23 protein-coding genes are annotated in these 24,497 nt (G+C 57.5%); 3 read left to right on the top strand and 20 right to left on the bottom strand.

Annotated features, from left to right (window positions below; translation table 11 throughout):
* Positions 1-67 precede the first annotated feature (67 nt).
* On the bottom strand, positions 68-610 hold the full coding sequence (locus AAEY27_RS07495) for a YfaZ family outer membrane protein (RefSeq protein WP_342324325.1): 543 nt from the start codon (positions 608-610) through the stop codon (positions 68-70).
* 171 nt (positions 611-781) lie between these two features.
* Here AAEY27_RS07495 and nudI point away from each other — a divergent pair, with 171 nt between their 5' ends.
* The gene (nudI, locus tag AAEY27_RS07490; RefSeq protein ID WP_342324323.1) at positions 782-1,207 is read left to right on the top strand and encodes a nucleoside triphosphatase NudI; all 426 of its coding nucleotides are present in this window, start codon (positions 782-784) and stop codon (positions 1,205-1,207) included.
* Between the two features lie 4 nt (positions 1,208-1,211).
* Here the strand turns inward: nudI and AAEY27_RS07485 are convergent, their stop codons facing one another.
* The 9 genes from AAEY27_RS07485 to AAEY27_RS07445 all read right to left on the bottom strand — a co-directional run bounded on the left by AAEY27_RS07485 (position 1,212) and on the right by AAEY27_RS07445 (position 10,160).
* Entirely contained in the window at positions 1,212-2,132 is a 921-nt protein-coding gene (locus tag AAEY27_RS07485) for an Rpn family recombination-promoting nuclease/putative transposase (protein ID WP_342324322.1), read from the bottom strand.
* A 102-nt stretch (positions 2,133-2,234) separates the two neighbouring features.
* A complete protein-coding gene (gene menE, locus AAEY27_RS07480) occupies positions 2,235-3,614 on the bottom strand; it encodes an o-succinylbenzoate--CoA ligase (protein WP_342324320.1) in 1,380 nt (459 codons plus the stop codon).
* Positions 3,611-4,576, bottom strand: coding sequence for an o-succinylbenzoate synthase (menC, locus tag AAEY27_RS07475; RefSeq protein ID WP_342324319.1), 966 nt, complete (start codon positions 4,574-4,576; stop codon positions 3,611-3,613). Before menC ends, menE begins: the two co-directional genes overlap by 4 nt.
* Positions 4,576-5,433 carry a 1,4-dihydroxy-2-naphthoyl-CoA synthase gene (gene menB, locus AAEY27_RS07470; RefSeq protein ID WP_342324317.1) on the bottom strand — a complete coding sequence of 286 codons (858 nt, stop codon included), beginning with the start codon at positions 5,431-5,433 and terminating at the stop codon, positions 4,576-4,578. The genes menC and menB overlap by 1 nt, the downstream gene beginning before the upstream one ends.
* On the bottom strand, positions 5,430-6,206 hold the full coding sequence (menH, locus tag AAEY27_RS07465; RefSeq protein ID WP_342324316.1) for a 2-succinyl-6-hydroxy-2,4-cyclohexadiene-1-carboxylate synthase: 777 nt from the start codon (positions 6,204-6,206) through the stop codon (positions 5,430-5,432). Before menH ends, menB begins: the two co-directional genes overlap by 4 nt.
* Entirely contained in the window at positions 6,203-7,873 is a 1,671-nt protein-coding gene (menD, locus tag AAEY27_RS07460) for a 2-succinyl-5-enolpyruvyl-6-hydroxy-3-cyclohexene-1-carboxylic-acid synthase (protein ID WP_342324315.1), read from the bottom strand. The genes menH and menD overlap by 4 nt, the downstream gene beginning before the upstream one ends.
* A gap of 83 nt (positions 7,874-7,956) precedes the next feature.
* Positions 7,957-9,240: an isochorismate synthase MenF gene (gene menF / locus AAEY27_RS07455; protein WP_342324313.1), complete on the bottom strand. Its 1,284-nt coding sequence runs from the start codon at positions 9,238-9,240 to the stop codon at positions 7,957-7,959.
* A gap of 102 nt (positions 9,241-9,342) precedes the next feature.
* The gene (gene elaB / locus AAEY27_RS07450) at positions 9,343-9,645 is read right to left on the bottom strand and encodes a stress response protein ElaB (protein ID WP_342324312.1); all 303 of its coding nucleotides are present in this window, start codon (positions 9,643-9,645) and stop codon (positions 9,343-9,345) included.
* Positions 9,646-9,698: 53 nt separating this feature from the next.
* Entirely contained in the window at positions 9,699-10,160 is a 462-nt protein-coding gene (locus AAEY27_RS07445; RefSeq protein WP_342324310.1) for a GNAT family N-acetyltransferase, read from the bottom strand.
* A 63-nt stretch (positions 10,161-10,223) separates the two neighbouring features.
* Here AAEY27_RS07445 and rbn point away from each other — a divergent pair, with 63 nt between their 5' ends.
* Positions 10,224-11,141 (top strand): ribonuclease BN, encoded by a 918-nt coding sequence (gene rbn / locus AAEY27_RS07440; RefSeq protein ID WP_342324309.1) that lies wholly within the window; start codon positions 10,224-10,226, stop codon positions 11,139-11,141.
* Positions 11,142-11,219: 78 nt separating this feature from the next.
* Positions 11,220-12,245, top strand: a complete 1,026-nt coding sequence (locus tag AAEY27_RS07435) for a chemotaxis protein (protein WP_342325499.1) — start codon at positions 11,220-11,222, stop codon at positions 12,243-12,245.
* A 170-nt stretch (positions 12,246-12,415) separates the two neighbouring features.
* Here the strand turns inward: AAEY27_RS07435 and nuoN are convergent, their stop codons facing one another.
* The 10 genes from nuoN to nuoE all read right to left on the bottom strand — a co-directional run bounded on the left by nuoN (position 12,416) and on the right by nuoE (position 24,497).
* The gene (gene nuoN, locus AAEY27_RS07430) at positions 12,416-13,873 is read right to left on the bottom strand and encodes an NADH-quinone oxidoreductase subunit NuoN (protein ID WP_342324307.1); all 1,458 of its coding nucleotides are present in this window, start codon (positions 13,871-13,873) and stop codon (positions 12,416-12,418) included.
* A gap of 6 nt (positions 13,874-13,879) precedes the next feature.
* Positions 13,880-15,409 (bottom strand): NADH-quinone oxidoreductase subunit M, encoded by a 1,530-nt coding sequence (gene nuoM / locus AAEY27_RS07425; RefSeq protein WP_342324305.1) that lies wholly within the window; start codon positions 15,407-15,409, stop codon positions 13,880-13,882.
* A gap of 261 nt (positions 15,410-15,670) precedes the next feature.
* The gene (nuoL, locus tag AAEY27_RS07420; protein WP_342324303.1) at positions 15,671-17,512 is read right to left on the bottom strand and encodes an NADH-quinone oxidoreductase subunit L; all 1,842 of its coding nucleotides are present in this window, start codon (positions 17,510-17,512) and stop codon (positions 15,671-15,673) included.
* Positions 17,509-17,811: an NADH-quinone oxidoreductase subunit NuoK gene (nuoK, locus tag AAEY27_RS07415; protein ID WP_002463445.1), complete on the bottom strand. Its 303-nt coding sequence runs from the start codon at positions 17,809-17,811 to the stop codon at positions 17,509-17,511. Before nuoK ends, nuoL begins: the two co-directional genes overlap by 4 nt.
* Positions 17,808-18,362 (bottom strand): NADH-quinone oxidoreductase subunit J, encoded by a 555-nt coding sequence (gene nuoJ / locus AAEY27_RS07410; RefSeq protein WP_342324301.1) that lies wholly within the window; start codon positions 18,360-18,362, stop codon positions 17,808-17,810. The genes nuoK and nuoJ overlap by 4 nt, the downstream gene beginning before the upstream one ends.
* Positions 18,363-18,373: 11 nt before the next feature.
* Positions 18,374-18,916: an NADH-quinone oxidoreductase subunit NuoI gene (gene nuoI, locus AAEY27_RS07405; RefSeq protein WP_342324299.1), complete on the bottom strand. Its 543-nt coding sequence runs from the start codon at positions 18,914-18,916 to the stop codon at positions 18,374-18,376.
* 14 nt (positions 18,917-18,930) lie between these two features.
* Complete coding sequence (nuoH, locus tag AAEY27_RS07400) at positions 18,931-19,908, bottom strand: NADH-quinone oxidoreductase subunit NuoH (RefSeq protein ID WP_342324298.1); 978 nt, start codon at positions 19,906-19,908, stop codon at positions 18,931-18,933.
* A complete protein-coding gene (gene nuoG / locus AAEY27_RS07395) occupies positions 19,905-22,631 on the bottom strand; it encodes an NADH-quinone oxidoreductase subunit NuoG (protein WP_342324296.1) in 2,727 nt (908 codons plus the stop codon). Before nuoG ends, nuoH begins: the two co-directional genes overlap by 4 nt.
* A 31-nt stretch (positions 22,632-22,662) precedes the next feature.
* Positions 22,663-24,000, bottom strand: a complete 1,338-nt coding sequence (gene nuoF, locus AAEY27_RS07390; protein ID WP_342324294.1) for an NADH-quinone oxidoreductase subunit NuoF — start codon at positions 23,998-24,000, stop codon at positions 22,663-22,665.
* Positions 23,997-24,497, bottom strand: coding sequence for an NADH-quinone oxidoreductase subunit NuoE (gene nuoE, locus AAEY27_RS07385; protein WP_342324293.1), 501 nt, complete (start codon positions 24,495-24,497; stop codon positions 23,997-23,999). The genes nuoF and nuoE overlap by 4 nt, the downstream gene beginning before the upstream one ends.

Genomic DNA, 24,497 nt, shown 5'->3' with positions numbered 1-24,497 from the left:
AACACTATAGCGTATGCGCAGAGTAAAAACGGGGGAAACTGGCGCGGCTGAACACCGCGCCGGGGGATTAGAAGCTTGCGCTGGCGCCGATATACGGGCCGTCGGCGACGACGTTGTCGCGATTGCCATCTTTGCCCGCCATATCGATATAACGGTAGCCTGCTTCGATGGTGAACGGACGCATAATGGTGTAACGCGCACCGGCATTCGCTTCCTGGTACTCTTTGATGCCGCTGGAGAGCGAGTCAGGCGAGTAGTAATATTCGCCAAACAGGCTGAAGCTGCTGGCGATTTGCCACTGCAAACCACCGCCAACCGCCACAGCGTAACCTTCGCTGCCGACGTCTGGATTCAGATAAATGCCTTTACCACCGACGGTTGCGAGGAACGGGCCGAGCGGTAAGTTGTAACCCAAGCCCAGACCCGCGATGTCGCCATCGTCTTCGCTGTGCGCCCAGTTACCGCTCACGGCGATACCACTTGTTTCGGTTCCCAGGCCGAAACCCAGACTGGTGTAATCTTTCCCAATTTGTCCGTTTACACTTACGGCCTGCGCCCCGGTAGAGGCCAGCAACAAGCCAGCAAAACTTAATAAAGCCACTTTTTTCATTTTTGATTTCCGCACATAACGGGCCAATGCCCAAAAGCCTCTGATTGTACGCTTATTTTTCTGACAGAAGAATGAATAAAAAGGCCAGCAATGAGTGATGGGGTCAATATTTCAGCGTCGCCGCGTGGTATAAGATTGCCCCTTCTGTTCACCAGCGTTAAGGAAAAAACCATGCGACAACGGACGATTGTTTGCCCATTGATTGAAAACAACGGCGCGTATCTGCTGTGCAAAATGGCCGATGATCGGGGCGTTTTTCCCGGCCAGTGGGCGTTATCAGGCGGTGGCGTCGAGCCAGGAGAACGGATTGAAGAGGCGCTGCGCCGGGAAATCCGCGAAGAACTGGGCGATAAACTGGAACTACGCCAGGTGACACCCTGGACCTTTCGCGATGATGTGCGGGTGAAAAGCTATGCCGACGGCAGCAAAGAGCAGATCTATATGATTTACCTGATTTTTGACTGTGTCAGCGCCAATCGCGAAGTGTGCATTAACGAAGAGTTTCAGGAATACGCGTGGGTCGAACCAGCGGATCTGCATCGCTATGACTTAAACGATGCGACCCGCCATACGCTGACGCTGAAAGGTTTACTTTAAGAGACTAGTGGCGCGCTTTTTCCACCACATCCGCAGGGAGCCCGGTCAGTGTCGCCACGATGTCCGGCTCCATGCCCTTTTCCAACATCACTTTCGCGATGCGTAATGCTTCCTGCTGAACCCCCTCGGCTCGCCCCTGCGCCAGGCCCTTAGTCAGGCCTTCTTCACGAAGATATTGTGCAATGTTCATTAACACCTCCTTTTGCTGATGGTCCGTCGTTCTGTTGGCAATCGCGTCCAGAAACGTTGCCGGATCGGCAGTGAACCCGGCCAGTACCAAGTAATGCAGCAACGCTTTCAACTGAACGCCGCCAGTGTATCCCAGCGCCAGCAGGCTGACCAGTTGCTCCTGAAACTCCAGCATATCCCGCTGCCGCACATGTTTTTGCAGCAGTTCGAGCATCGCGATTCGGCGATGCCGGGCAATTTCGGCATCGGGAATTTGTGTGATATCCACCAGCGGGAAGGCATCGGTATAAAGGCCTTCGGCCTGCTGCGGCAATTGAAAAGTATCCAGCCAGCGTAGCGACCATGGATAGGGCGTTACCCGACCATGATAAAAGAGCACCGGGATCACTAACGGCAGCACGCTATGCCCTTTATCAAGGTGGCGCTGCATCGCCGCAATGGCATAACGCATCAGGCGAAAGGCCATATTGCGGTCCGGCGAACTTTGGTGCTCAATCAGCGCATAAATATACCCGTCGCCGGAGGTCGTTTTTAGCGAGTAGAGGACATCGGAATAGCAATAGCGCAGGTCGTCTTCAACGAAGCTGCCCGATTCCAGATGTAGTGTCGTGAAATCGCAGAGCGCGAGCAGGCGCTCCGGCAAATGGATTTCGAAGAAATCGCGGGCCGTCTCCGCGTGTGACAACAATTTGCGAAACACCGCATCATGCGGTGTAGAAGATGATGAAGCGTGCATAGCTATCCCTGCGCCAGTATCCTGCACGCAAACTACCACACCCTTTTCGCTGACTGTTTTTCGCTGTTCACTTCCTCGTGAAAGCGCGCAAAAAAACGCAGATCACGCCTTCTCAACTTTCGCGGCAGGTGAATTCACCCACTGCTGTACGGCGCGGCGGGCGATTTTGATACCGCCGTTTTTGAGTTCTGCGGGCAGTGCCAGCCAGCGGACGGGCTGCTGGAAACGCGCCAGTTTATCTGCAACCCATGCGCTTAACGCCGCAATATCTATTTCGGCGTCGCATTCCACCACCGCGACCGGGCGCTGACCGAACTCTTCATCATCTATGGGCACCACCAGCACTTGCCGCACGTGCGGATGACGGGCAATCACGCGCTCAACTTCTTCGGGCTGAATGCCTTCGCCGCCGCTGAAAAAAAGATTGTCCAGCCGCCCGCGAATCGTCAGACACCCCTCATTCAATACGCCGCGATCGCGAGTCGGAAACCAGCCTTCATCATTGCCCAGCGGCAATAATTCCCCGTTGCACCAGTAGCCGGACGCCATGCTGGCGGCGCGCAGCCAAACCTCTTCATCGACAATTTTGACCTCGCGGCCCGGCAGCGCATAACCCACATCCGGCGCGCCATCGGCTTCTTTGGCGCACACCGTCGAGGCGAATTCCGTCAGGCCATAGCCGCACCAGCTACGGATGCCGCGCGCGCTTGCCTGCTGCGTGAGTTCAACCGGGATTGCCGCGCCGCCAAGCAGCACCGCGTTTAACGAAACGGGCACATTATCATTGAGCAAACGCCATAACTGCGTGGGAACCAGCGAGGCATGGCTACAGCCAGACAGCGCCTGTTCCAGCGGCACGCCATGATGCACGGTGATGCGAGCCCCGGCGAACAGCCAGCGCCATAAAATCCCTTGTCCGGAAACATGGAACAATGGCAATGAGAGTAACCAGTCGTCCTGCGAGGCAAACGGGATCAATGCCAGCACGCCCTGCGCGCTCGCGAGATGCGCCGCACAGGTATGCACAGCGGCTTTCGGTAAACCGGTGGAGCCGGAGGTTAATGTCATCGACGCCAGCCGCCGCGCCTGCCAGTCCACGGCATAATCGCCCTCGGCATCTTGCAGCACCAGCGCGGTTAACTCGCCGTCATAAGCCGATGAATCGAGATCGAGGGCAAAACACAGCGTTAATTGTGGCAGTAACGCATCCAGCAACAACGCGGGTAATTGCGGGTTCACCGGTAATATCCGCGCCCCGCATTGCAATAACGCCAGCCAGGCCAGCACCGTTTCTGGCTGATTGCGCGCCCGCAACATCACACCGTCGCCTTCGCGCACGCCCTGACGGGCAAAGCCCGCAGCCAGGCGATCAACACGTACGCAAAGTTGCCGCCAGTTCAACGTGTGTTGATCAAGGCGAATCGCCGTCTGTTCACCGCGCACTTGCCGCCAGTGACGCCAGGGCCAGTCAGAAAACATCATAGGAGTGGTTCCAGTCTATCCGACTGCAAGCAGGGTAAATCACTCTCTGGCCAACGGCGGATCAGCTGGCATTTCATCAGTTGCAATGTATCCAGCCCCGGAACCGTGCCCGGCGTCAGCCAGGCGGCAATCCGTGCCAGTTGCGTCAGGCCGAGGCTCGACTCAATGGAGGAACTGATAACCACCGTCAGACCCAGCGCTTTCGCCGCCGCAACCTGCTGTTGCACCTTTTGCAGGCTGCCGGTGAGCGTCGGTTTAATAATCACCGCGCCAACGCCCGGCTGCGGTTCAAATGTAAAGTCGGCATCGCGCAGGCTTTCATCCCAGGCGATGGTGATGCCGGTTTGCAGGGCGAACGCCAGCGAGTCTGCGCGTTGTTTGCAGGGTTCTTCGAGAAACGCGATGCGCGAGCGAAAGTGCGGGTTTACGTATTTGGCGAATTGCTGGGCTTTCAGTGGCGTCCAGGCACGGTTAGCATCCAGACGCAGCTGTAAATCAGGAATCGATTCCAGCAGCAGGTTGACCACCATTCCGTCGCGCACGGCTTCGTACAGCCCGACTTTGACTTTCGCCAGCTTCTCGCCGGGCAAGGCGGCAAGCGCGGCGAAAAGTTCGTCCGGGTCGCCTGTGCATAACATCGCCGCGCGGTAATCGGCAGATGCGGGCAATTCGTCATGCAACTCAGCCAGTGCGCAACTGAGACCAAACGCCGCAGAAGACGGCGCAGGCAGCGGCAACGAAGCACCGCTGCGCCAGCCGCGCGCCCACGCAACGACCAATGGCTGAACCTCATCCAGCGTTTCGAGGCTGAACCCCGGCAAGGGAGCAATTTCGCCCCAGCCTTCGCGCCCATTTTCTTGCAGATGGACAAACAGCCCGTCACGGGTTTTTAGGCGTCGCTCACGCAGCACCACGCCCGCGTCGAGGGGGATTTGCCAGCGGTAAACCTGCGCCTGGCGCATTACGGATTCCGTTTAAATTTGCTGAAGTCAGGCTGGCGTTTCTGGTTAAAGGCGTTGCGGCCTTCCTGCCCTTCTTCGGTCATGTAGAACAGCATGGTGGCATTGCCCGCCAGCTCTTGCAGACCCGCCTGACCATCGCAGTCGGCATTGAGCGCCGCTTTCAGGCAGCGCAGCGCCATCGGGCTGTTTTGCAGCATTTCACGACACCAGCGTACGGTCTCTTTTTCCAGTTCGGCGAGCGGCACAACGGTATTGACCAGCCCCATATCCAGCGCTTGTTTTGCATCGTACTGGCGACAGAGGAACCAGATTTCGCGGGCTTTTTTCTGCCCGACAATACGCGCCATGTAGGACGCGCCCCAACCGCCGTCGAAGGAGCCGACTTTCGGGCCGGTCTGGCCGAAAATAGCGTTTTCCGCCGCGATGGTCAGATCACACATCATGTGCAGCACGTGGCCACCGCCGATGGAGTAACCAGCCACCATCGCCACGACAGGTTTCGGGCAGGTGCGAATTTGGCGCTGGAAATCAAGAACGTTGAGGTGATGCACGCCAGAGTCATCCTGGTAGCCGCCGTAATCGCCACGCACTTTCTGATCGCCACCGGCACAGAAAGCTTTCTCCCCTTCGCCCGTCAAAATGATCACGCCCACATTGTCGTCATAACGCGCATCGGCCAGCGCCTGAATCATCTCTTTCACCGTCAGCGGGCGGAACGCGTTGCGCACTGCCGGGCGGTTGATAGTGATTTTGGCGATGCCGTCGGCAGATTTCTGATAACGAATATCGGAGAAACCTTCGGAGCAGTCACGCCATTCAACCGGCGCGTAGAGCATGTTTTCATCGGGGTAGATCATAGTGTGTCCTTTATCTCAAGACGCAGAATTCGCGCCAGGGCAGAGGCAACGGCGGCGGGATTGTCCCGGTGCGCGTTGTGCCCGGCGGCAGGAATGGCGTGACAGTGGCGGGTGACGTGGGTCGCCAACGCCTGGAATTTACTGTCATGTTCACCGTACAAATAATGAATTGGGAAAGGTACCGCCCGCAAGGCGCTGTGCAGATCCGGCTGCTGCGCCAGCGACGTTGCCTCCAGCATTGCCGCCAACGTCGTGCCGTTGTTTTTGCTGCGCAGTGCCACCAGCGCCGCGCGCTGCGGTTCGTGCAATGTGGCGAAAACCGGCTGCCGGTACCAGGCGTCAAACACCTCGGCGAGCGGTTGCTGGCGCAGGCGTTCGCACCACTGTCGGTCGGCAATCAGCCGCGCCGCGCGGACATTGTCGTCAATCAGGCCGGGGTGACCGCCTTCGACAATCACACCGTTTAAACCGGCCGGTTTCTGGCTGGCGTGGTACAGGGCAATGCGCCCGCCGAGGGAGTAACCCACCAGCCAGTAGTTAAGGATGTTGTAACGAACAAGGGTCGCGCGCAGCAATGCGTCCATTTCAGCAAAAGAGGCGATAGAAAGCGCCGCCGAACCGCCATGACCGGGCAGGTCGAGGTACAAACGCGGGAAATTCTCCAGCGTGGCGCCAACCGGCTGCCATTCGCGGTTATCGCCGGAAAAGCCGTGCAGAAACACCAGCCACGGTTGCGGCTGACGCCCTGCCATGGCGTGCCCGTGCAGGATCATAACTGGCTCACCTGTGCGAGCAGGCTTTGCAATGTTTGCGCACCATCAGTGTCGTTCACCACCAATTCAATCACCGTCGCCCCCGGTTTGTGCCAGGCACCGTTAAGTGCCTGTTCCAGTGCGTCCCAATTTTCCGGACGATGATAATGCAGGCCGAACATGGCAGCGGCATGATCGAAATGCACATGTTGCGGCATCAAATAAAATTGTTCGCGCTCGGCGGGCGGCGTGGGTAACAGCGAGAAGATTTGCCCACCGTTGTTATTGACCACCAGCAGGACAAACGGCGCGGAAACCTGCCGCAGCAGCGCCAGCGCGTTGAGATCGTAAAGCGCGGAGAGATCGCCGACGATGACCAGTGTCGGGCGCGCCGTGGCCCGCTGCACGCCTGCCGCCGTGGAAAGCAGGCCATCAATACCGCTCGCGCCGCGATTGCTATAAACCGGGTAACCCACCGGCAATTGGCCCAGCGCATCGACCAGCCGCACCACCAGGCTGTTGCCAAGAAACAGTTGCCCCTGTTCGGGCAAATAGTCCGCGATGCGGTGCGCCAGTTGCGCCTCGCCGAAGGTGTCGCGCCGGGCACAGACTTTTTCCCACGCCTGTTCGGAAAGGAAAGGAATGACTTCACACCACGGCGCGCGCGGCTCTGCGGGATGTTGCGCCAGCCAACTGGCAACATCCGAAACCAAGCGGCGACCGCGATGGTGTGCGGGATCAAGCCGTCCCGAAAGACGATCAATCAGCCAGTACTCTTCAGGCCGGCAAGTGGCCTGCCACTGCAACAGCCGTTTCCCGGTCAGGCTACTGCCAAATTGCAAGACGATTTGCGCCTGGTTCAGTTCTTCAATCGCCAGGCTGTTGCCCAGCCAGAGATCGGCGCACGGCAAAGGTTGCCCGGTTTGCGAAAGCACATCGCCAATCAGCGGCCAGCCGAGGGTTTTCGCCCATTCAGCCAGTTGGCGGCCTTCGGCGGCGCTCATGCGCCCCGCCACCACGACGCCGCGTTTTTGACGCCAGAAAAACCAGTCGCGCTGTTTCTCGCTGCTGAGTCGCGTTGAGGCTTGCAGCCAGGGTTTATCATCCTGCCACCAGCCGCCCAATGCCTGCAGCCAGGCGAGGCCGGTATCGTCCATTTCACCGTACAGCGGTTCGGCGAACGGGCAGTTAATATGCACCGCCCCGCCGTGTAACGTGCCGAGCAGGTTATCAATGGCGGAAACCAGCCAGCGCGCCGGGATATCCTGCGAGGGGCGCGGTAACGCAATGGATTCTGCCGGGTGCGAGGCGAACATGCCCGGCTGGCGGATGGCCTGGTTAGCGCCGCAATCAATCAGTTCTGGCGGGCGATCGGCGGTCAGCAGCACCAGTTTTTCACCGGTCAGGCCCGCTTCAATCAGCGCGGGATAGAGATTCGCAACCGCCGTACCGGACGTCACAATCACCGCCACGGGCTCATTGCTGGCTTTTGCTAACCCCAGCGCGAGGTGACCCAGCCCGCGCTCATCAAAATGGGTGTGATGAATCAGCGCGCGGTTTTCCGCTGCGGCCAACGTTAAAGGGGTGGAACGTGATCCCGGCGCAATGCAGACATGCCTGACGCCGTGGCGGGTTAAGGCTTCGAGGATCACCGCCGCCCAGCGTCGGTTAAATGAACTTATTGACATGAATTTGTCCGGTATCAACATTACGTCTAAGTATAAATATTCGTGAACTATGTGTTTTTGATATAGGTCGTTTATACGTGCGTCTACAGCAACAATGATCGCAGCCCCGCCGCTTTATTCTCGATTTCCTGCCACTCTTGTTGCGCGTCCGATCCCGGCACAATCCCCGCCCCGGCATAGAGGCGGACCGTATTGCCGCTGATTTTCGCCGAACGCAGCGCTACGCAGAATTCACTCTGCCCGCGCGACAGATACCCCGCCGAACCGGCGTACCATTCCCGTTCAAACGGCTCATGGTGTTCGATAAACGCCCACGCTTCACGCCTCGGCAAACCGGCAACCGCCGCGGTCGGCTGGAGCAACTGTAAACACAGGGCATCATCCGCTGTTTGCAGATCCCCCCAGATGCAACGGCGTAAATGCTGCACTTTGCGCAGCCTCAGCACCTGCGGCGGCAATATTTCCAGCGCCCCGGTCTGGTGTTGCAGGCGCTGGCAGATATCTTCGACCACCAACATATTTTCGCGCTGGTTTTTATCGTCATTCATCAGCCAGCCCGCAAGCTGTTGCGCCTGTGCGTCATCGTCATGATTGGCGACCGTTCCGGCGAGCGCTTCGGTACGCAGAGCCATTCCGCGACGCCGCCACAACCGTTCCGGCGTCGAGCCTAAAAAAGCGGTTTGCGCATCGAAGACGTACATAAAGTGAAAACAGCGGTGGTTGAGGCGACGGCTGGCGGCCATCAGCGAGGCGGCCTGAACGGCGTGGGCGAAGTGGTAATCGGTGGCGCGGGCGAGCACGACTTTATCCAGTTCGCCGCTACTGAGCGTTAACAGCGCCTGGTTGATCAACGTTTCCCAGCCTTCACGCTCCGGAAAATGATGCTGCTCAAGGCACGGTTGCTGCACGTTTTCTAACGGTGTGGAGCCCACCAGCGTGGCCAGAAAATCCGCTGCGCATTGGGCATCGTCATGCAGCGAACTGTCGCTATAGAGGTATAAACGCAGCATGGCGCGCCCGCGTTCTCGCCGCCACTCCAGACGCGGTAAAAACAGCGCGCCTGAATCAGGATCAAACGCATTCAGCCCCCAGATCCGCACATCGTCCGGGTGTAGGTGTAAAAATTGTTGAGCCTGTGGCAAAGAGGAGAAAGGAATGAGCGCGCCAAGCGCGGCCGCTTCTTCAGCACCGCTGCGCTGTTGCCAGTAAAACTGTGGATATGCGTTTTGGCAGGCCAGCCATGTCAGGGGATCAAACGTGTCATTGAGCGGGAAAGGAGCATCAAAGAAGCAGAAACCGGGCGTTCGGGGAAACGCAGCAGCCAGGCGGCTATGCAGATAGCCAAGCGCAGAGGAAATGGAAAACACGCGAACCCCTCCCTGAAAAACCACACAGTTATAAAAACCACACAGTATACGAGGTACTTAGCGTAATAGCAGTACCCCCTTCCAGGGAGGGGCAGTGAAACGTTAGCGGCGGGCTAACAGCAGACCGAGCACCAGCCCAACAGCAGCACCGGCGCCAATACCTTGCCACGGTTTTTCATGCACATAGTCGTCGGCGCGGTACACCGCTTGTTTCGCACGGTAGTAATAGGTATCCGATGCACTGCTGACGCGGTTTTTCACATCATGCAGCGCCTGTTCGGCGCGGGCTTTCAGTTCGATATACTTCTGGTCAGCGGGGTCGCCTGAGGAGCGGAGTACTTCTTCCAGCGTTTCGCTCAGCAGGGTCAGGTCGTCGTCAATATTTGAATTGAATTGATATGACATCTCTTGTCTCCATGTTATGCACCTGTCCGCTAACTATAGACAATAGCTACCGTTTACGCCTGGCTGACCTCGCGCGCCATACCAATGTGAGGAATGCCATCTTCGTCGTACACATCGGTGACGGGCAGGAAACCAAATTGGCCGTAAAACCTTTGCAAATGCGCCTGCGCGCTCAGGTACAGCGCGTGCTGCGGCCAGTGCTGCTCGCATGAGGCCACGGCGCGTTGCATCAGTTGATAACCTAATTTTTCGCCGCGAACCTGCGCGCTGACAATCACGCGACCAATCGCGACGGGGGAGAAATTATCGTCACTTTTCAGAATCCTCGCATAAGCCACCAGCCGATCATCCTGCCAGCCAAGCAGATGGCGGTTCTCGCCGACCAGATCATCGCCATCGACATCAAGATAGGGACAGGTCTGTTCAACAACAAACACTTCGCAGCGCAGTTTTAACAGGGCATACAACTCAGGGACGGTGAGTTCGGCGTGGTGCAGGTCTTGCCAGCGGATCATGGTGTGCTCCTTAATTCATAATCGTATGGTTATACTTGATTCTTTTACATTCAGGCAAAGACTGTGGAATTGATTTTCTTAGGCACCTCCGCTGGCGTACCGACGCGGGCACGTAATGTCACCGCGATACTGCTGAATTTACAGCATCCGACCCGCGCGGGGCTGTGGCTGTTCGATTGTGGTGAAGGCACTCAGCATCAGATGCTGCGCACCGCATTTCATCCCGGCAAGCTGGACAACATTTTTATCACCCATCTGCATGGCGATCATCTTTTCGGCCTGCCGGGATTGCTGTGCAGCCGTTCGATGGCGGGCAATGTCCAGCCGCTGCATATTTATGGCCCGAAAGGCATTCGTGAATTTGTGGAAACCGCGCTGCGCCTGAGCGGTTCGTGGACGGATTATCCGCTGACGATTGAAGAGGTCACGCCAGGCCTGGTGGTGGATGACGGGCTGCGCAAAGTCACCGCATTCCCGCTGGCGCATCCGGTGGAGTGTTATGGCTATCGCATCGAAGAACACGATAAACCCGGCGCGCTGAACGCCGCTGCGCTGGCGGCAGACGGTGTGCCTGCCGGCCCGCTATTTCAGACGCTGAAAGCCGGGGGTTCAGTCACGCTCGAGGACGGTCGCGTGATTCATGGCGCAGATTATCTCGCGCCCGCTGAACCCGGCAAAAAGCTGGCAATTTTTGGCGATACTTCACCCTGTCCGGCGTCGCTGGAACTGGCACGAAATGTTGACGTCATGGTGCACGAAGCCACGCTTGAAAACGCAATGGAAGAAAAAGCCAACAGCCGTGGGCACAGTTCGGCGCGTCAGGCGGCGCAGCTGGCGGTGGACGCGGGTGCGGGCAAGCTGATTATCACGCACATCAGTTCGCGCTATGACGCGCGCGGCAGCGTTTTACTGCTGGAAGAGTGTCGTGCGTTGTTTGCACAAACGCGGCTGGCGGAAGATTTTGCCGTTGTTCGTATCTGATTTTAATTTAGGCACTCTATTTTTTTCCCGTCATGCCGATAATAAGTTATACGCAGGCATTTCTTCTTTGAGGGCATGATGGATAATTTCCAGAAAGACATCGATGACAGGGCGAATCTTACTCTGTCGAACCGGTTTGAGCTGTTGCTGTTTCGCCTTGGCACATCGTTAGAAGCCACTAAATCAGAGCTGTTTGGCATTAACGTTTTTAAATTGCGCGAAATCGTTCCGATGCCCACCTTTACACGCCCTGCGGGAATGAAGCCGCCATTACTGGGCATGGTCAACATTCGCGATCAGGTGATCCCGGTGATTGACCTGGCCGCCGTAGCGGGTTGTAAACCGACTACCGGCCTTAACATTTTGCTGATTACGGAATATGCCCGTAGCGTTCAGGCGTTTGCCGTCGAGTCCGTGGAAAACATTACGCGCCTGGACTGGAAACAGGTGCACACGGCGGAGAAAGCGATTAACGGTCGCTATATCACCAGCATCGCTTGCCTCGATGACGACAAGGACACCAACAACCTGGCGATGGTGCTGGACGTAGAGCAGATCCTGTATGACATCGTTCCGGCGGATCATGATGTTCACGGCGAGCATGTGCCGGACAAGAAATTCAATCTGAAGCCGGGTTCCGTGGCGATTGTGGCAGAAGACTCCAAAGTGGCGCGCGCCATGCTGGAAAAAGGCCTCAACGCAATGGAAATCCCCAACGCAATGCACATCACCGGCAAAGATGCGTGGGAGAAAATCCAGCTTCTCACCCAACAGGCTGAAAAAGAAGGCGTGCCGGTCAGCGATAAGATTTCGATGGTGCTGACCGACCTCGAAATGCCGGAAATGGACGGCTTCACCTTAACGCGTTTGATCAAAACCGATCCGCGCCTGAAAAATATTCCGGTGGTGATCCACTCATCGCTCTCCGGTAGCGCCAACGAAGATCACGTGCGTAAAGTGCAGGCCGACGGCTATGTTGCGAAGTTCGAGATCAACGAACTTTCCGCCGTGATTCAGGAAGTGCTGGATCGCGCAGCCAATAATGTGCGCGGCCCGCTGATTAGCCACCACCAGATGACGTCAACTCCGCTGCTGGCGAAGTAATTCTGCTATAGCCCTATAGAAGCTATGGGGCTATGTATACGCAGCAAAGCCGTCGGATGGCGGCTTCGCCTTATCCGACCTACAAAACCAATACGCGAACTTAAATTGCCGCCACAAAAAAAACCGCCGGGTTTGTCGCCCGGCGGTTTTTATTTGTGCACTATGCGCATTTACATCATCGGCATCGCCAGTTGCACAATGCTGATCAGCGGCTGCGGGTAGATACCGAGCAGCAGCACCAGCAATGCGGAGATCAGCACCACGATCCCGCCTGCGCTGTAAGCCCAGTTGGACGGCGCATCGCGGTTCAACTGTTGCGGCGCGTTCAGATAGAGGCTCACCGCCACACGCAGGTAGTAATACAAACCGATTGCCGAACCGAGCACCACGGCGGCGGTCAGCCACCACAGGTGCGCCTGCACACCGACAGCCAGAATGTAGAACTTACCGATAAAGCCTAACGTCATCGGGATACCCGCCAGCGACAGCATCATCACGGTCATCACCGCCGACAGAATCGGGCGATGCCAGAACAGGCCACGGTAGGAGTAGAGCGACTCGGCGTCCGGGCCGCGATACGGGCTGGACATCAGGCTCACGACACCGAACGCGCCGAGGCTGCTGAACAGGTAACCGGCCAGATAAACCCCGACGCTTTCCATCGACATTTGGCCGCTTTGCAGCGCAATCAGCGCCACCAGCAGATAACCCAGATGCGCGATAGAGGAGAAACCGAGCAGACGTTTGATGTTGGTCTGGCTCAGCGCCATCAGGTTACCGAACAGGATCGAGGCGAAGGCGATAATACCCAGCACCACACGCACGGCTTCACTTTCCCCTACTGGCGCGTAGAGGAACAGACGCATCAGCACACCAAAGATGGCGATTTTGCTGGCGGTCGCCAGGAATGTGGAGACCGGCGCAGGCGCGCCCTGGTAAACATCCGGTGTCCATAAGTGGAACGGCACCAGAGAGAGTTTAAAGCCGAGGCCAACAATCATCATACCCAAGCCCGCCAACAGCAACGGTTCGTGCAGCATGCCTTCACCAAGGCTCTTACCGATGGCGGCAAACGACAGGTTCCCGGTTTGGGCGTACACCAGCGCGATACCGAACAGCAGGAATGACGAGGCCGCCGCGGAAAGAATGGTGTATTTGATACTGGCTTCTAACGAGTTTTTCTGGCGGAAGGCGTAGCCCACCAGCCCGAATAACGGCAGCGAAATCAGTTCAATACCGAGGAACAGCGCCGCCATATGGTTGGCGTTCGCCAGCAGAATTCCACCCAGCGCGGCAATCAATACCAGCAGATAGAACTCTTCTTTGTTATCGGTATAGCCCTCAAGCCACGGGTAGGCAAAGGTACAAGTGGCGAGGCTCGCCAGCAGCACCAGCCCGGTGTAAAGCATGGCGTAACCGTCGACACGCATCAACGGCGTGACATCCATTGCGCCAGCCTGGCCGACGAACCACAAAGAGAGCAGCGCGACGTTAAGACCAATGACCGACAGCGTGGCATTGAAAAAATGGTTGCGTCGCCACGCAATGGAGAGCATCACAACCACCACCGTCAATCCGACGATCAGCAGCGGCAGCAGCGCAATCAGGTGTTGTGGAGTTATTGTCATGGCGATTTACGGCCTTGTAGTAGTAACAGAATTAACAAACCACTGCTGGATATTGCCCATCGCAGAGTGCGATGTATCCAGAATCGGCTGCGGATAGAAGCCAAGCAGTACCAAAAGCACAACCAGCACCAGGATCATAAACAGCTCGCGCAGTGACAGTCCCGGCAGCGTCTGGTTAGCGAGTTCGCTTTTCGCTTTACCGAAGTAAGCCCGGTGCAGCATCGCCAGCGAGTAAACCGAGGCGAAGACCAGACCGAAGGTAGAAATCACGGTAATGGCCGGCACAACTTGGTAGCTGCCGAACAGGATCATGAATTCACCGACGAAGTTACCGGTACCCGGCATGCCGAGCGTGGCCACCGCGAAGAACATCGACAGCGCAGGCAACCACTTAATTTTGCTCCACAAGCCGCCCATCATGCGCATGTCGCGAGTATGCAGACGCTCGTAAAGCTGACCACACAGGATGAACAGACCGGCCGCAGAAAGACCGTGCGCAATCATCTGGATGACCGCGCCCTGGTACGCCAGTTGGCTGCCGGTGTAGATAGCAATCAGCACGAAGCCCATGTGCGAAACAGAGGTGTAGGCGATCAGACGTTTGATATCGGTCTGGTTAAAGGCCATCCACGCGCCGTAGAAAATACCGATGACGCCAAGCCACATCGCGATGGGCGCAAATTCCGCCGACGCGTTCGGGAACAGCGGCAGAGAGAAACGCAGCAGACCGTAGGCTGCGGTTTTCAGCAAGATCCCCGCGAGGTCAACAGAACCGGCGGTCGGTGCCTGCGAGTGCGCATCCGGCAGCCAGCCATGCAGCGGAACCACCGGCATTTTCACCGCGAAGGCGATGAAGAAACCGAGCATCAGCAGATATTCGACGTTGTCGGACATCGGCGTTTTCAGCAGGTCAGCGTAATCGAAAGTCCACACGCCGGTCGCGTTGTAGTGCACCAGCACCAGCGCCAGGATGGCAATCAACATCACCAGACCGCTCGCCTGGGTGTAAATGAAGAACTTGGTGGCCGCGGTAATACGCGTCTTCCCGTCGGAGGCTTTGTGGCCCCACAGCGCAATCAGGAAGTACATCGGCACCAGCATCATTTCCCAGAAGAAGAAGAACAGGAACATGTCGATGGCAAGGAACACGCCGATAACGCCGCCCAGGATCCACATCAGGTTCAGGTGGAAGAAGCCCTGATATTTTTCGATTTCACGCCAGGAGCAGAGCACCGCCAGCACGCCGAGGAAACCGGTCAGGGTTACCATCAGCAGCGACAGGCCATCCATACCAAGATGGATGCTGATGCCAAAACGCGGGATCCAGTCAAGCTTGAACTCTTCCTGCCATTGCGGGAAACCGGTGACCTGCGTCAGTGAATAGCCACCCTGCAACCAAAGTTGCAGAGAAAGCGCCAGCGTCAGTCCCATGGTGATCAGCGCGATCCAGCGCGGCACCTTGACGCCGAAGCGTTCGGTTTGCCAGCAAAGGAAGCCACCGATAAAGGGAATCAGTATTAGCCAGGGTAATAACATGGCGATATTTGTTCCTTGTTTGAGTCCGCCTCAGGCTATCTTACTCGTCATAGTGAACCCCGGCTGTGCTCGCAATCCTCACGTACTTTAGTACGCTCCGGTTGCTCTGCGCAGGCGGTGTTCACTCTGACTTCGCCGATAACGCCTGTCCTTTCGGACCTGATTTTCAACGGATTTTCTAAAAATTCACTTTGGTGCCTGCTGTCGCGTAGGCCGGATAAGCGCAGCGCCATCCGGCATCACATCAACCAGCCAACAAACTCAGCGCAAGACCATCAACAGCGCCAGCACCACAACGGCACCGATGCTCATGGAAGCCACATACCAGCGCAGATAACCGTTCTCGCTAAACAGCAGACCTTTGCCTGCGAAGCGGGAAAGGATCGCCGGAATGTTCATCAGCGCATTCAGCGGATCGCTTTTCAGCAGCCACGCAATACCGAGATACGGCTTCACAAAGACGCGATCGTAGAGCCAGTCGAAGCCCCAGGCATTGAACCACCAGGTGCCGAAGAAACGGCCCGCCGCGCTATTGGCAATCGAAGTAACCAGCGTGCGTTTACCCAGCCACAGCCAGGCAGCCAGCAGGATACCGATAATCGCCACCGCACCGGAGGCCACTTCCAGCATCACCACGCTGCTGTGCGCAAGCTCGGTGGTTTCCGGCAAGACGCCTCGCAGCGGCGGCACAATCATCGCGCCAATAAAGGTGGAGAGCACCAGCAGCACAATCAGCGGCAGATGATGGGTAATCCCCTTCCCTGCATGGGCGTGAATTTGCTCTTTGCCGTGAAAGACAATGAAAATCAGACGGAAGGTGTATAGCGACGTCATAAACGCGCCGACCAGCCCGGCAATCATCAGATTGACATGGCCGTTCGCGACCGCACCGGCAAGGATTTCGTCCTTACTGAAGAAGCCCGCGGTGATCATTGGCAAGGCAGACAGCGCCGCGCCACCGACCAGGAAGCAGGCGTACACTAGCGGAATCGACTTACGCAGGCCACCCATTTTGAAGATGTTCTGTTCGTGGTGGCAGGCGAGGATCACCGAACCGGACGACAGGAACAACAGCGCTTTAAAGAACGCGTGCGTCATCAGGTGGAAAATCGCCGCGTCCCACGCCTGCACGCCGAGCGCCAGGAACATGTAACCAATCTGGCTCATCGTCGAGTATGCGAGTACACGTTTGATATCGGTTTGCACCAGCGCGGCGAAACCGGCCATCAGCAGCGTCACGGCACCTACAATGCCCACCAGATGCAGCACTTCCGGCGTCATCAGGAACAGGCCATGGGTACGCGCGATCAGGTAGACACCGGCGGTGACCATTGTCGCGGCGTGAATCAACGCGGAAACCGGCGTCGGGCCAGCCATCGCGTCCGCCAGCCAGGTCTGCAACGGCAACTGCGCAGATTTACCGACCGCGCCGCCCAGCAGCATCAGCGTCGCCCACATCAGCATGTTATTGCCGTCGGCGAAGTGCTGCGGCGCCAGCTCAACCATTTCACGGAAGTTCAGCGTGCCCAGTTCGTTGTAAAGAATGAACAGCGCGAACGCGAGGAACACGTCACCCACGCGGGTCACGACAAACGCTTTCATCGCCGCGGCGCCATTCTTCGGATCGGTGTAGTAGAAACCGATCAGCAGATAAGAGCACAGGCCCACGCCTTCCCAACCGAGGTACATCAGCAGCAGGTTATCGCCGAGCACCAGAACCACCATGCTCGCGATAAACAGGTTGGTGTAGGCGAAGAAGCGGGAGTAGCCCTCTTCACCGCGCATATACCAGGAGGCGAACATGTGGATCAGGAAACCCACACCGGTTACCACCGAAAGCATGGTCAGCGACAGGCCGTCCAGCACGAGGTTGAAACCGATGTTGAAATCACCGACCGCCATCCATGTCCACAGCGGTTGTGTGAAGGGTTGCTGACCATTGTTGAAGAAATCAACGCCAACCATCGCAGTGACGACAGCCGCCAGACCAATGGAGCCAACGCCCACGGTCGCAGAGACGTTTTCCGACCAGCGTCCGCGCGAGAAGGCCAGTAATACAAAGCCAATAAACGGCAAAATAATGGTTAAGGCGAGCATGTTCATCCACGCATCTCACTTACTGAATCGATATTCAGATTCTGGCGGCGACGATGGAGTTGCAGCAGCAACGCCAGGCCAATGCTCGCTTCCGCAGCCGCGAGGCTAATGGCGAGGATATACATCACCTGTCCGTCGGTCTGGCCCCAATAACTGCCGGCGACCACAAAGGCCAACGCGGCGGCGTTAATCATGATTTCCAGCCCAATCAGCATAAACAGCAAATTACGGCGGATAACCAGACCGGTTAAACCCAAAACAAACAAAATCGCAGCGAGGATCAATCCATGTTGTAAGGGGATCATGCGTGCTCCTCCGTTTTTCTTTTCGCGCGGTCATCCGAGCGGTTGCTCAGCACTTCGCCGGCGCGGTCTTCGCGTCCCAGATGGAAGGCGACAACCAGGCCCGCCAGCAGCAGCATTGACGCCAGTTCCACCGCCAGCACGTATGGGCCGAACAAGGTGATACCGACCGCTTTCGCGCTGATCGCCGTACCGTCGATACCCTGATCGTTAACGCCGAGAATGGCGTAAATCATCACCACCAGCAGCACCGCGGAAAGCAGCGCCGGGCCGATCCAGATTTGCGGCGAGAGCCAGTTGCGCTCCTGCTCGACCACGGAATTGCCGAGGTTTAGCATCATCACCACGAACACGAACAGCACCATAATGGCCCCGGCGTAGACGATGATCTCCAGCGCACCGGCGAAATAGGCGCCGAGCGAGAAGAAGACCCCGGCAATCGCCAACAGGGAGATAATTAAATACAACAAGGCGTGCACCGGGTTGGTATGCGTTATTACGCGTACCGTCGTCAGGATGGCGACCAGGCCACAGATATAAAAAGCGAACTCCATTGCCCCTCTCCTTACGGTAACAGGCCCTTGACGTCGATAGGCTTGGCTTCGTTTTCCGCTTCGCCCTTATCTTTGCCGTCGATTGCCATACCTGCCATCCGGTAGAAGTTATATTCCGGGTATTTGCCCGGACCGGAGATCAGCAGATCCTCTTTTTCGTACACCAGATCCTGACGCTTGTATTCGCCCATTTCGAAATCCGGCGTGAGCTGAATAGCCGTTGTCGGGCAGGCCTCTTCGCACAGGCCGCAGAAGATGCAGCGTGAGAAGTTGATACGGAAAAATTCCGGATACCAGCGGCCATCTTTGGTCTCGGCTTTTTGCAGCGAGATACACCCGACAGGACAGGCTACCGCGCACAGGTTACAGGCAACGCAGCGCTCGGAACCGTCCGGATCGCGCGTCAGCACGATACGACCACGGTAGCGCGGCGGCAGGTAAACCGGCTCTTCCGGGTACATCCGCGTTTCGCGTTTGGCGAACGCGTGCAGGCCAATCATCCAGATACTACGGACCTGGGTGCCGAAGCCCACGAGTAATTCTTTTAAAGTCATGGTTTCATCACCCCTTATTGCGCCTGCCAGAGAATGACAGCCGCCGTGCCCAGCAAGTTGAGTAGCGTCAACGGCAGACAGATTTTCCAGCCGAAGGACATCACCTGGTCATAGCGAGGACGCGGCAGAGCGGCGCGGATCAAAATGAACATCATCATAAAGAACGCGGTTTTCAGCGCGAACCAAATGAAAGGCGGTAACAGCGGCCCGTGCCAGCCACCGAAGAACAGGGTGACCATCAGCGCGGAAATGGTGACGATACCGATATATTCCCCGACGAAGAACAGACCAAACTTCATACCGGAATATTCGATGTGGTAACCATCCGCCAGTTCCTGCTCGGCTTCCGGCTGGTCAAACGGGTGACGGTGACACACCGCCACGCCCGCGATAGCGAAAGTAATAAAGCCGAAGAACTGCGGGATAACGTTCCACAAACCTGCCTGGTTGTTCACGATGTCGGTCATATTGAACGAACCAGCCTGCGCGACGACGCCCATCAGGGAAAGCCCGAGGAACACTTCGTAGCTCAGGGTCTGCGCGGACGCACGCATCGCACCGAGTAAGGAGTATTTGTTGTTACTGGACCAGCCCGCGAACAGCACCGCGTAAACCGCCAGACCCGCCATCATCAGGAAGAACAGGATCCCGATATTCAGGTCGGCCACCACCCAGGAGGGGCTAACCGGCACAATGGCGAACGCTAACAGCAGCGAGGTGAAGGCAATCATCGGCGCGAGGGTGAAAATCACGCGATCCGAGAAACGCGGGATCCAGTCCTCTTTAAAGAACATCTTGATCATGTCCGCGACCAACTGGAGTGAACCACCCCAGCCAACACGGTTCGGCCCGTAACGGTTCTGGAACAGGCCGAGCAGACGACGTTCGCCAAAGCTCATGAACGCGCCGCAGGTGACCACCACCAGCAGGATGACGACCGCTTTCAGAATGCTTAACAGAATGTCGATAACATCCGGTGTTAACCAGCTCATGCTTGCGCCTCCTGCAGATTTTCAAGACGTGCTCCGGCCAGTACCGGCGCAATACCCGGCATGCCCATCGGCAAACCGACCTGCCCTGCCGCCAGACCTTCGGATACCTGCAACGGCAGGCTGATGGTCTGCCCTTCGTAAGTGAAGGAAATGCGCGCGCCCGCGTTCACGCCAAGCTTCGCGGCGTCTGCTGGGTTCAGCTTGATGTACGGTTGCGGCATACGGCTCTGGAACACCGGTGAACGCTGCGACATTTCATCGCTGCCGAACAGGTGATAGTAAGGCGCGATACGCCATTTTCCATCCTGCGCTTCGAACGCGCCCGGCACGGTGGTGAAGTACTCCAGCCCGCTTTCCGACGCTTCAATCAAGCGTACGCCCGGATCGCCATGACGCAGTTGACCACCCACTTCGGCCTGGAATTTGTTCCATGCCTGCGGGGAGTTCCAGCCCGGTGCCCACGCAAATGGAATTTGCGAACGCGGTGCGGACGGCTGGTTGTTCCCTTCCATTGAGAAGGCGAACATGGTGTCCTGGTCCTGCGGCTGACGCGGTTCGTGCACGCTGATATTGGCGCGCATGGCGGTACGTCCGCTGTAACGGTGCGGTTCACGCGCCAGTTTCTGCCCGCGAATACGGAAGCTCGCGTCCGGCGCGGCGTCTTTAATGCCGGCCAGTTGCGGCAGCGCGACAACCGCCGCGTCGATCACGTGGTCAAGCTGCGTCCAGTCCACTTCGCGGTTTTGCACGGTGCTGTGCAGCGAGTGCAGCCAGCGCCAGCTTTCCAGCATTATGGTTTTGCTGTCGTAATAGCTCGGATCGTAAACCTGGAAGAAGCGCTGCGCGCGGCCTTCGTTGTTAATAACCGTTCCGTCGCTTTCGGCAAAACTCGCCGCCGAGAGCACCAGGTGGGCGCTATCCATAATGGCGGTGCGCTGGTGATCAATCACCAGGACCAGCGGCGCTTTCGCCAGTGCGGCGTCAACGCGCGCGGCAGACGCGTGGCGATGCAGATCGTTTTCCAGCACCACCACGGCGTCTGCGCTGCCGCTTTCCAGTTCAGCCAGCGCGTCATCGAGGCTACCGCCACCGATAAGGCCGAGGCCCATGCTGTTCACCGAACGAGCAATCATGGTGATGCCGACATCGGCTCCGCGCCCTTTCAGCGCTTTCGCGACGTTGGCCGCCGCCTGGATAACATCCGCGCTACCGGCGTTGGTGCCGGAAATAATCAGCGGTTTTTTCGCCCCGGCTAATGCCTGGACAATCACATCCACTTTGCTTTTCAGGTCGTTGCTCAGACCGTCAACCGCCGGTGCGGCGTCATCCAGCGCATGGGCGATGGCGAAACCTAAACGCGCCTGATCTTCAACCGGTGCGCGGTAAGTCCACGCCGCGATGTCGTCCAGACGGGTGTTGTCGACGTTGGTGACAAACAGCGGATGTTTGGCGCGCTGACCAATGTTCATAATTGCCGCGATTTGCCAGTCGGCGACTTTCTGCGCCGCCGCCATTTCACGGGCTTTGCCTTTCACCGCCTGACGCACCGCCAGCGAGACGCGCGCGCCGGTCTGGGTGATGTCTTCGCCGAGGATCAGCACCGCGTCGTAAGATTCGATTTCACGCAGTGCCGGTGTGCGGACGCCGCCTTCACGCAGCACTTTCAGCGCCAGCGCCAGACGTTCCTGCTCACCTTTGGCGATGCCGGTATAGAAGTTGTCCGCGCCGACCAGTTCACGCAGCGCGAAGTTGCTCTCGACGCTGGCGCGCGGAGAACCGATACCAATCACTTTCTTCGACTGACGCAGAATATCCGCCGCGCCCTGCATCGCTTGTTCAGCGTTGAGGGTGATCAGATCGTCGCCACGGCGTTGAACCGGCTGGCGTGGGCGGTCTTTCAGGTTGACGTAGCCATAGCCGAAACGGCCACGGTCGCACAAGAAGTAGTGGTTAACGGTACCGTTGTAGCGGTTTTCGATACGACGCAGTTCACCGTAACGTTCGCCAGGGCTGGTGTTACAACCCAGTGAGCACTGCTGGCAGATGCTCGGTGCAAACTGCATGTCCCACTTACGGTTATAACGCTCGGAGTGGGTTTTATCGGTGAAGACGCCGGTCGGGCAGATTTCTACCAGGTTACCGGAGAATTCGCTTTCCAGCGTGCCATCTTCCGGGCGACCGAAGTAGACGTTGTCATGGGCGCCATACACACCAAGATCCGTGCCGTCCGCATAGTCTTTGTAGTAACGCACGCAGCGGTAGCAGGCGATACAGCGGTTCATTTCGTGCGAGATGAACGGGCCGAGATCCTGATTGCGGTGTGTACGTTTGGTGAAACGATAGCGACGGAAGCTATGACCGGTCATGACCGTCATATCTTGCAGGTGGCAGTTGCCGCCCTCTTCGCAGACCGGGCAGTCGTGCGGGTGGTTGGTCATCAACCACTCGACAACGCTCTCGCGAAACTCTTTCGCTTCGCCGTCATCAATCGAGATAAAAGTACCGTCGGATGCCGGTGTCATACAGGACATCACCAGGCGGCCACGCGTGTCTTCCGCGTTTTGATATTGCTTCACCGCACACTGGCGGCACGCACCGACGCTCCCGAGCGCCGGATGCCAGCAAAAATAAGGAATATCAAGGCCTAAAGAGAGACACGCTTCAAGAAGGTTGTCTGCTCCATTTACCTCGTATTCTTTGCCGTCTACATGAATAGTAGCCATTAGCATGCTTCCAAATTAAAAAATTCTTTGATTACCAGCGCGCTTTCAGCAAGTTAGGCTGAATACCACCAATTGCATGGGTATTGCTGAACTGCTGTTTGATACCCGCTTCGAACTCTTCGCGGAAATATTTAATCGCGCTCTGTAACGGTTCGACCGCGCCTGGCGCATGCGCACAGAAGGTTTTACCCGGCCCGAGTTGTCGACACAGTTGCTCAAGTGTTTCGATATCTCCAGGCTGGCCTTCGCCGCGCTCCAGCGCACGCAGGATTTTCACGCTCCACGGCAGACCGTCGCGGCATGGCGTACACCAGCCGCAGGACTCACGGGCGAAGAACTCTTCCAGGTTACGCACCAGCGGCACCATGCCAATTTCATGGTCGACGGCCATCGCCAGCGCTGTACCAAGACGGCTGCCCGCTTTACCGATGCTTTCGAACTCCATCGGCAAATCGAGGTGCGCTTCGGTCAGGAAGTCGGTTCCCGCCCCGCCCGGCTGCCAGGCTTTGAATTTCAGGCCATCGCGCATGCCACCTGCGTAATCTTCGAGGATTTCACGCGCGGTGGTACCAAACGGCAGCTCCCACAGACCTGGGTTTTTCACGCGACCGGAGAAACCCATCAGCTTGGTGCCCGCATCTTTGCTGGACGAAATGTTCTGATACCACTCCACGCCGTTTGCGAGGATCGCCGGCACGTTACACAGGGTTTCAACGTTGTTCACACAGGTCGGCTTACCCCACGCGCCGGAACTCGCCGGGAACGGCGGTTTGGAGCGCGGGTTAGCGCGGCGGCCTTCCAGCGAGTTAATCAGCGCGGTTTCTTCACCACAGATATAACGGCCGGCACCGGTGTGCACGATAAGCTCGAAATCGAAGCCGCTACCGAGAATGTTTTTGCCGAGGAAACCGGCTTCGGTGGCTTCGGCAATCGCGCGGCGCAAGTTAACCGCCGCTTCGATGTATTCGCCGCGCAGGAAGATGTAGCCACGGTAGGCTTTCAGCGCGAACGCGGAGATCAGCATGCCTTCCACCAGCAGGTGCGGCAGTTGCTCCATCAGCAGACGGTCTTTATAGGTGCCCGGCTCCATTTCATCAGCGTTACACAGCAGGTAACGGATATTCATGGATTCGTCTTTCGGCATCAGGCTCCACTTCAAACCGGTGGAGAAGCCCGCGCCGCCACGGCCTTTCAGCCCGGCGTCTTTGACCTGGTTGACGATTTCGTCCGGCGCCAGGCCAGTCAGGGCTTTGCGCGCCCCGGCATAGCCGTTTTTGCTCTGGTATTCGTCGAGCCAGACCGGCTGTTTGTCATCGCGCAGACGCCAGGTCAGCGGATGCGTTTCGGGAGTACGGATAATGTTTTTCATTTATACCGCTCCAGCAAGTCAGGGATCGTATCCGGCGTCAGGGAGCTGTGGGTATCCTCATCGATCATCATGGTCGGGCCTTTATCGCAGTTGCCCAGACAGCAAGTCGGCAGCAGCGTGAAACGACCATCAAAAGTGGTCTGGCCCGGTTTGATTTTCAGATGGCTTTCGATCGCCGACTGAATACCCTGATAACCGGTGATATGGCACACCACGCTGTCGCAGTAGCGAATAACGTGACGCCCCACCGGCTGACGGAAGATCTGGCTGTAGAATGTCGCCACGCCTTCGACGTCGCTCGCCGGGATGCCCAGAACGTCAGCGATGGCGTAAATTGCGCCGTCCGGCACCCAGCCACGCTGTTTCTGAACGATCTTCAGCGCTTCAATGGACGCCGCACGCGGGTCTTCGTAGTGGTGCTTCTCGTGCTCAATTGCCTCACGCTCTGCCGCACTCAGCTCAAAAGCCTCGGTTTGTGGTTGTTGATTCTCGTGCAT

Origin of the sequence: Kosakonia sp. BYX6 (genome assembly GCF_038449125.1) — a bacterium.
Taxonomy (GTDB): domain Bacteria; phylum Pseudomonadota; class Gammaproteobacteria; order Enterobacterales; family Enterobacteriaceae; genus Kosakonia; species Kosakonia calanthes.
The sequence above is the reverse complement of the archived record's forward strand: the minus strand, read 5'-3'. Positions and strand labels throughout refer to the sequence as shown.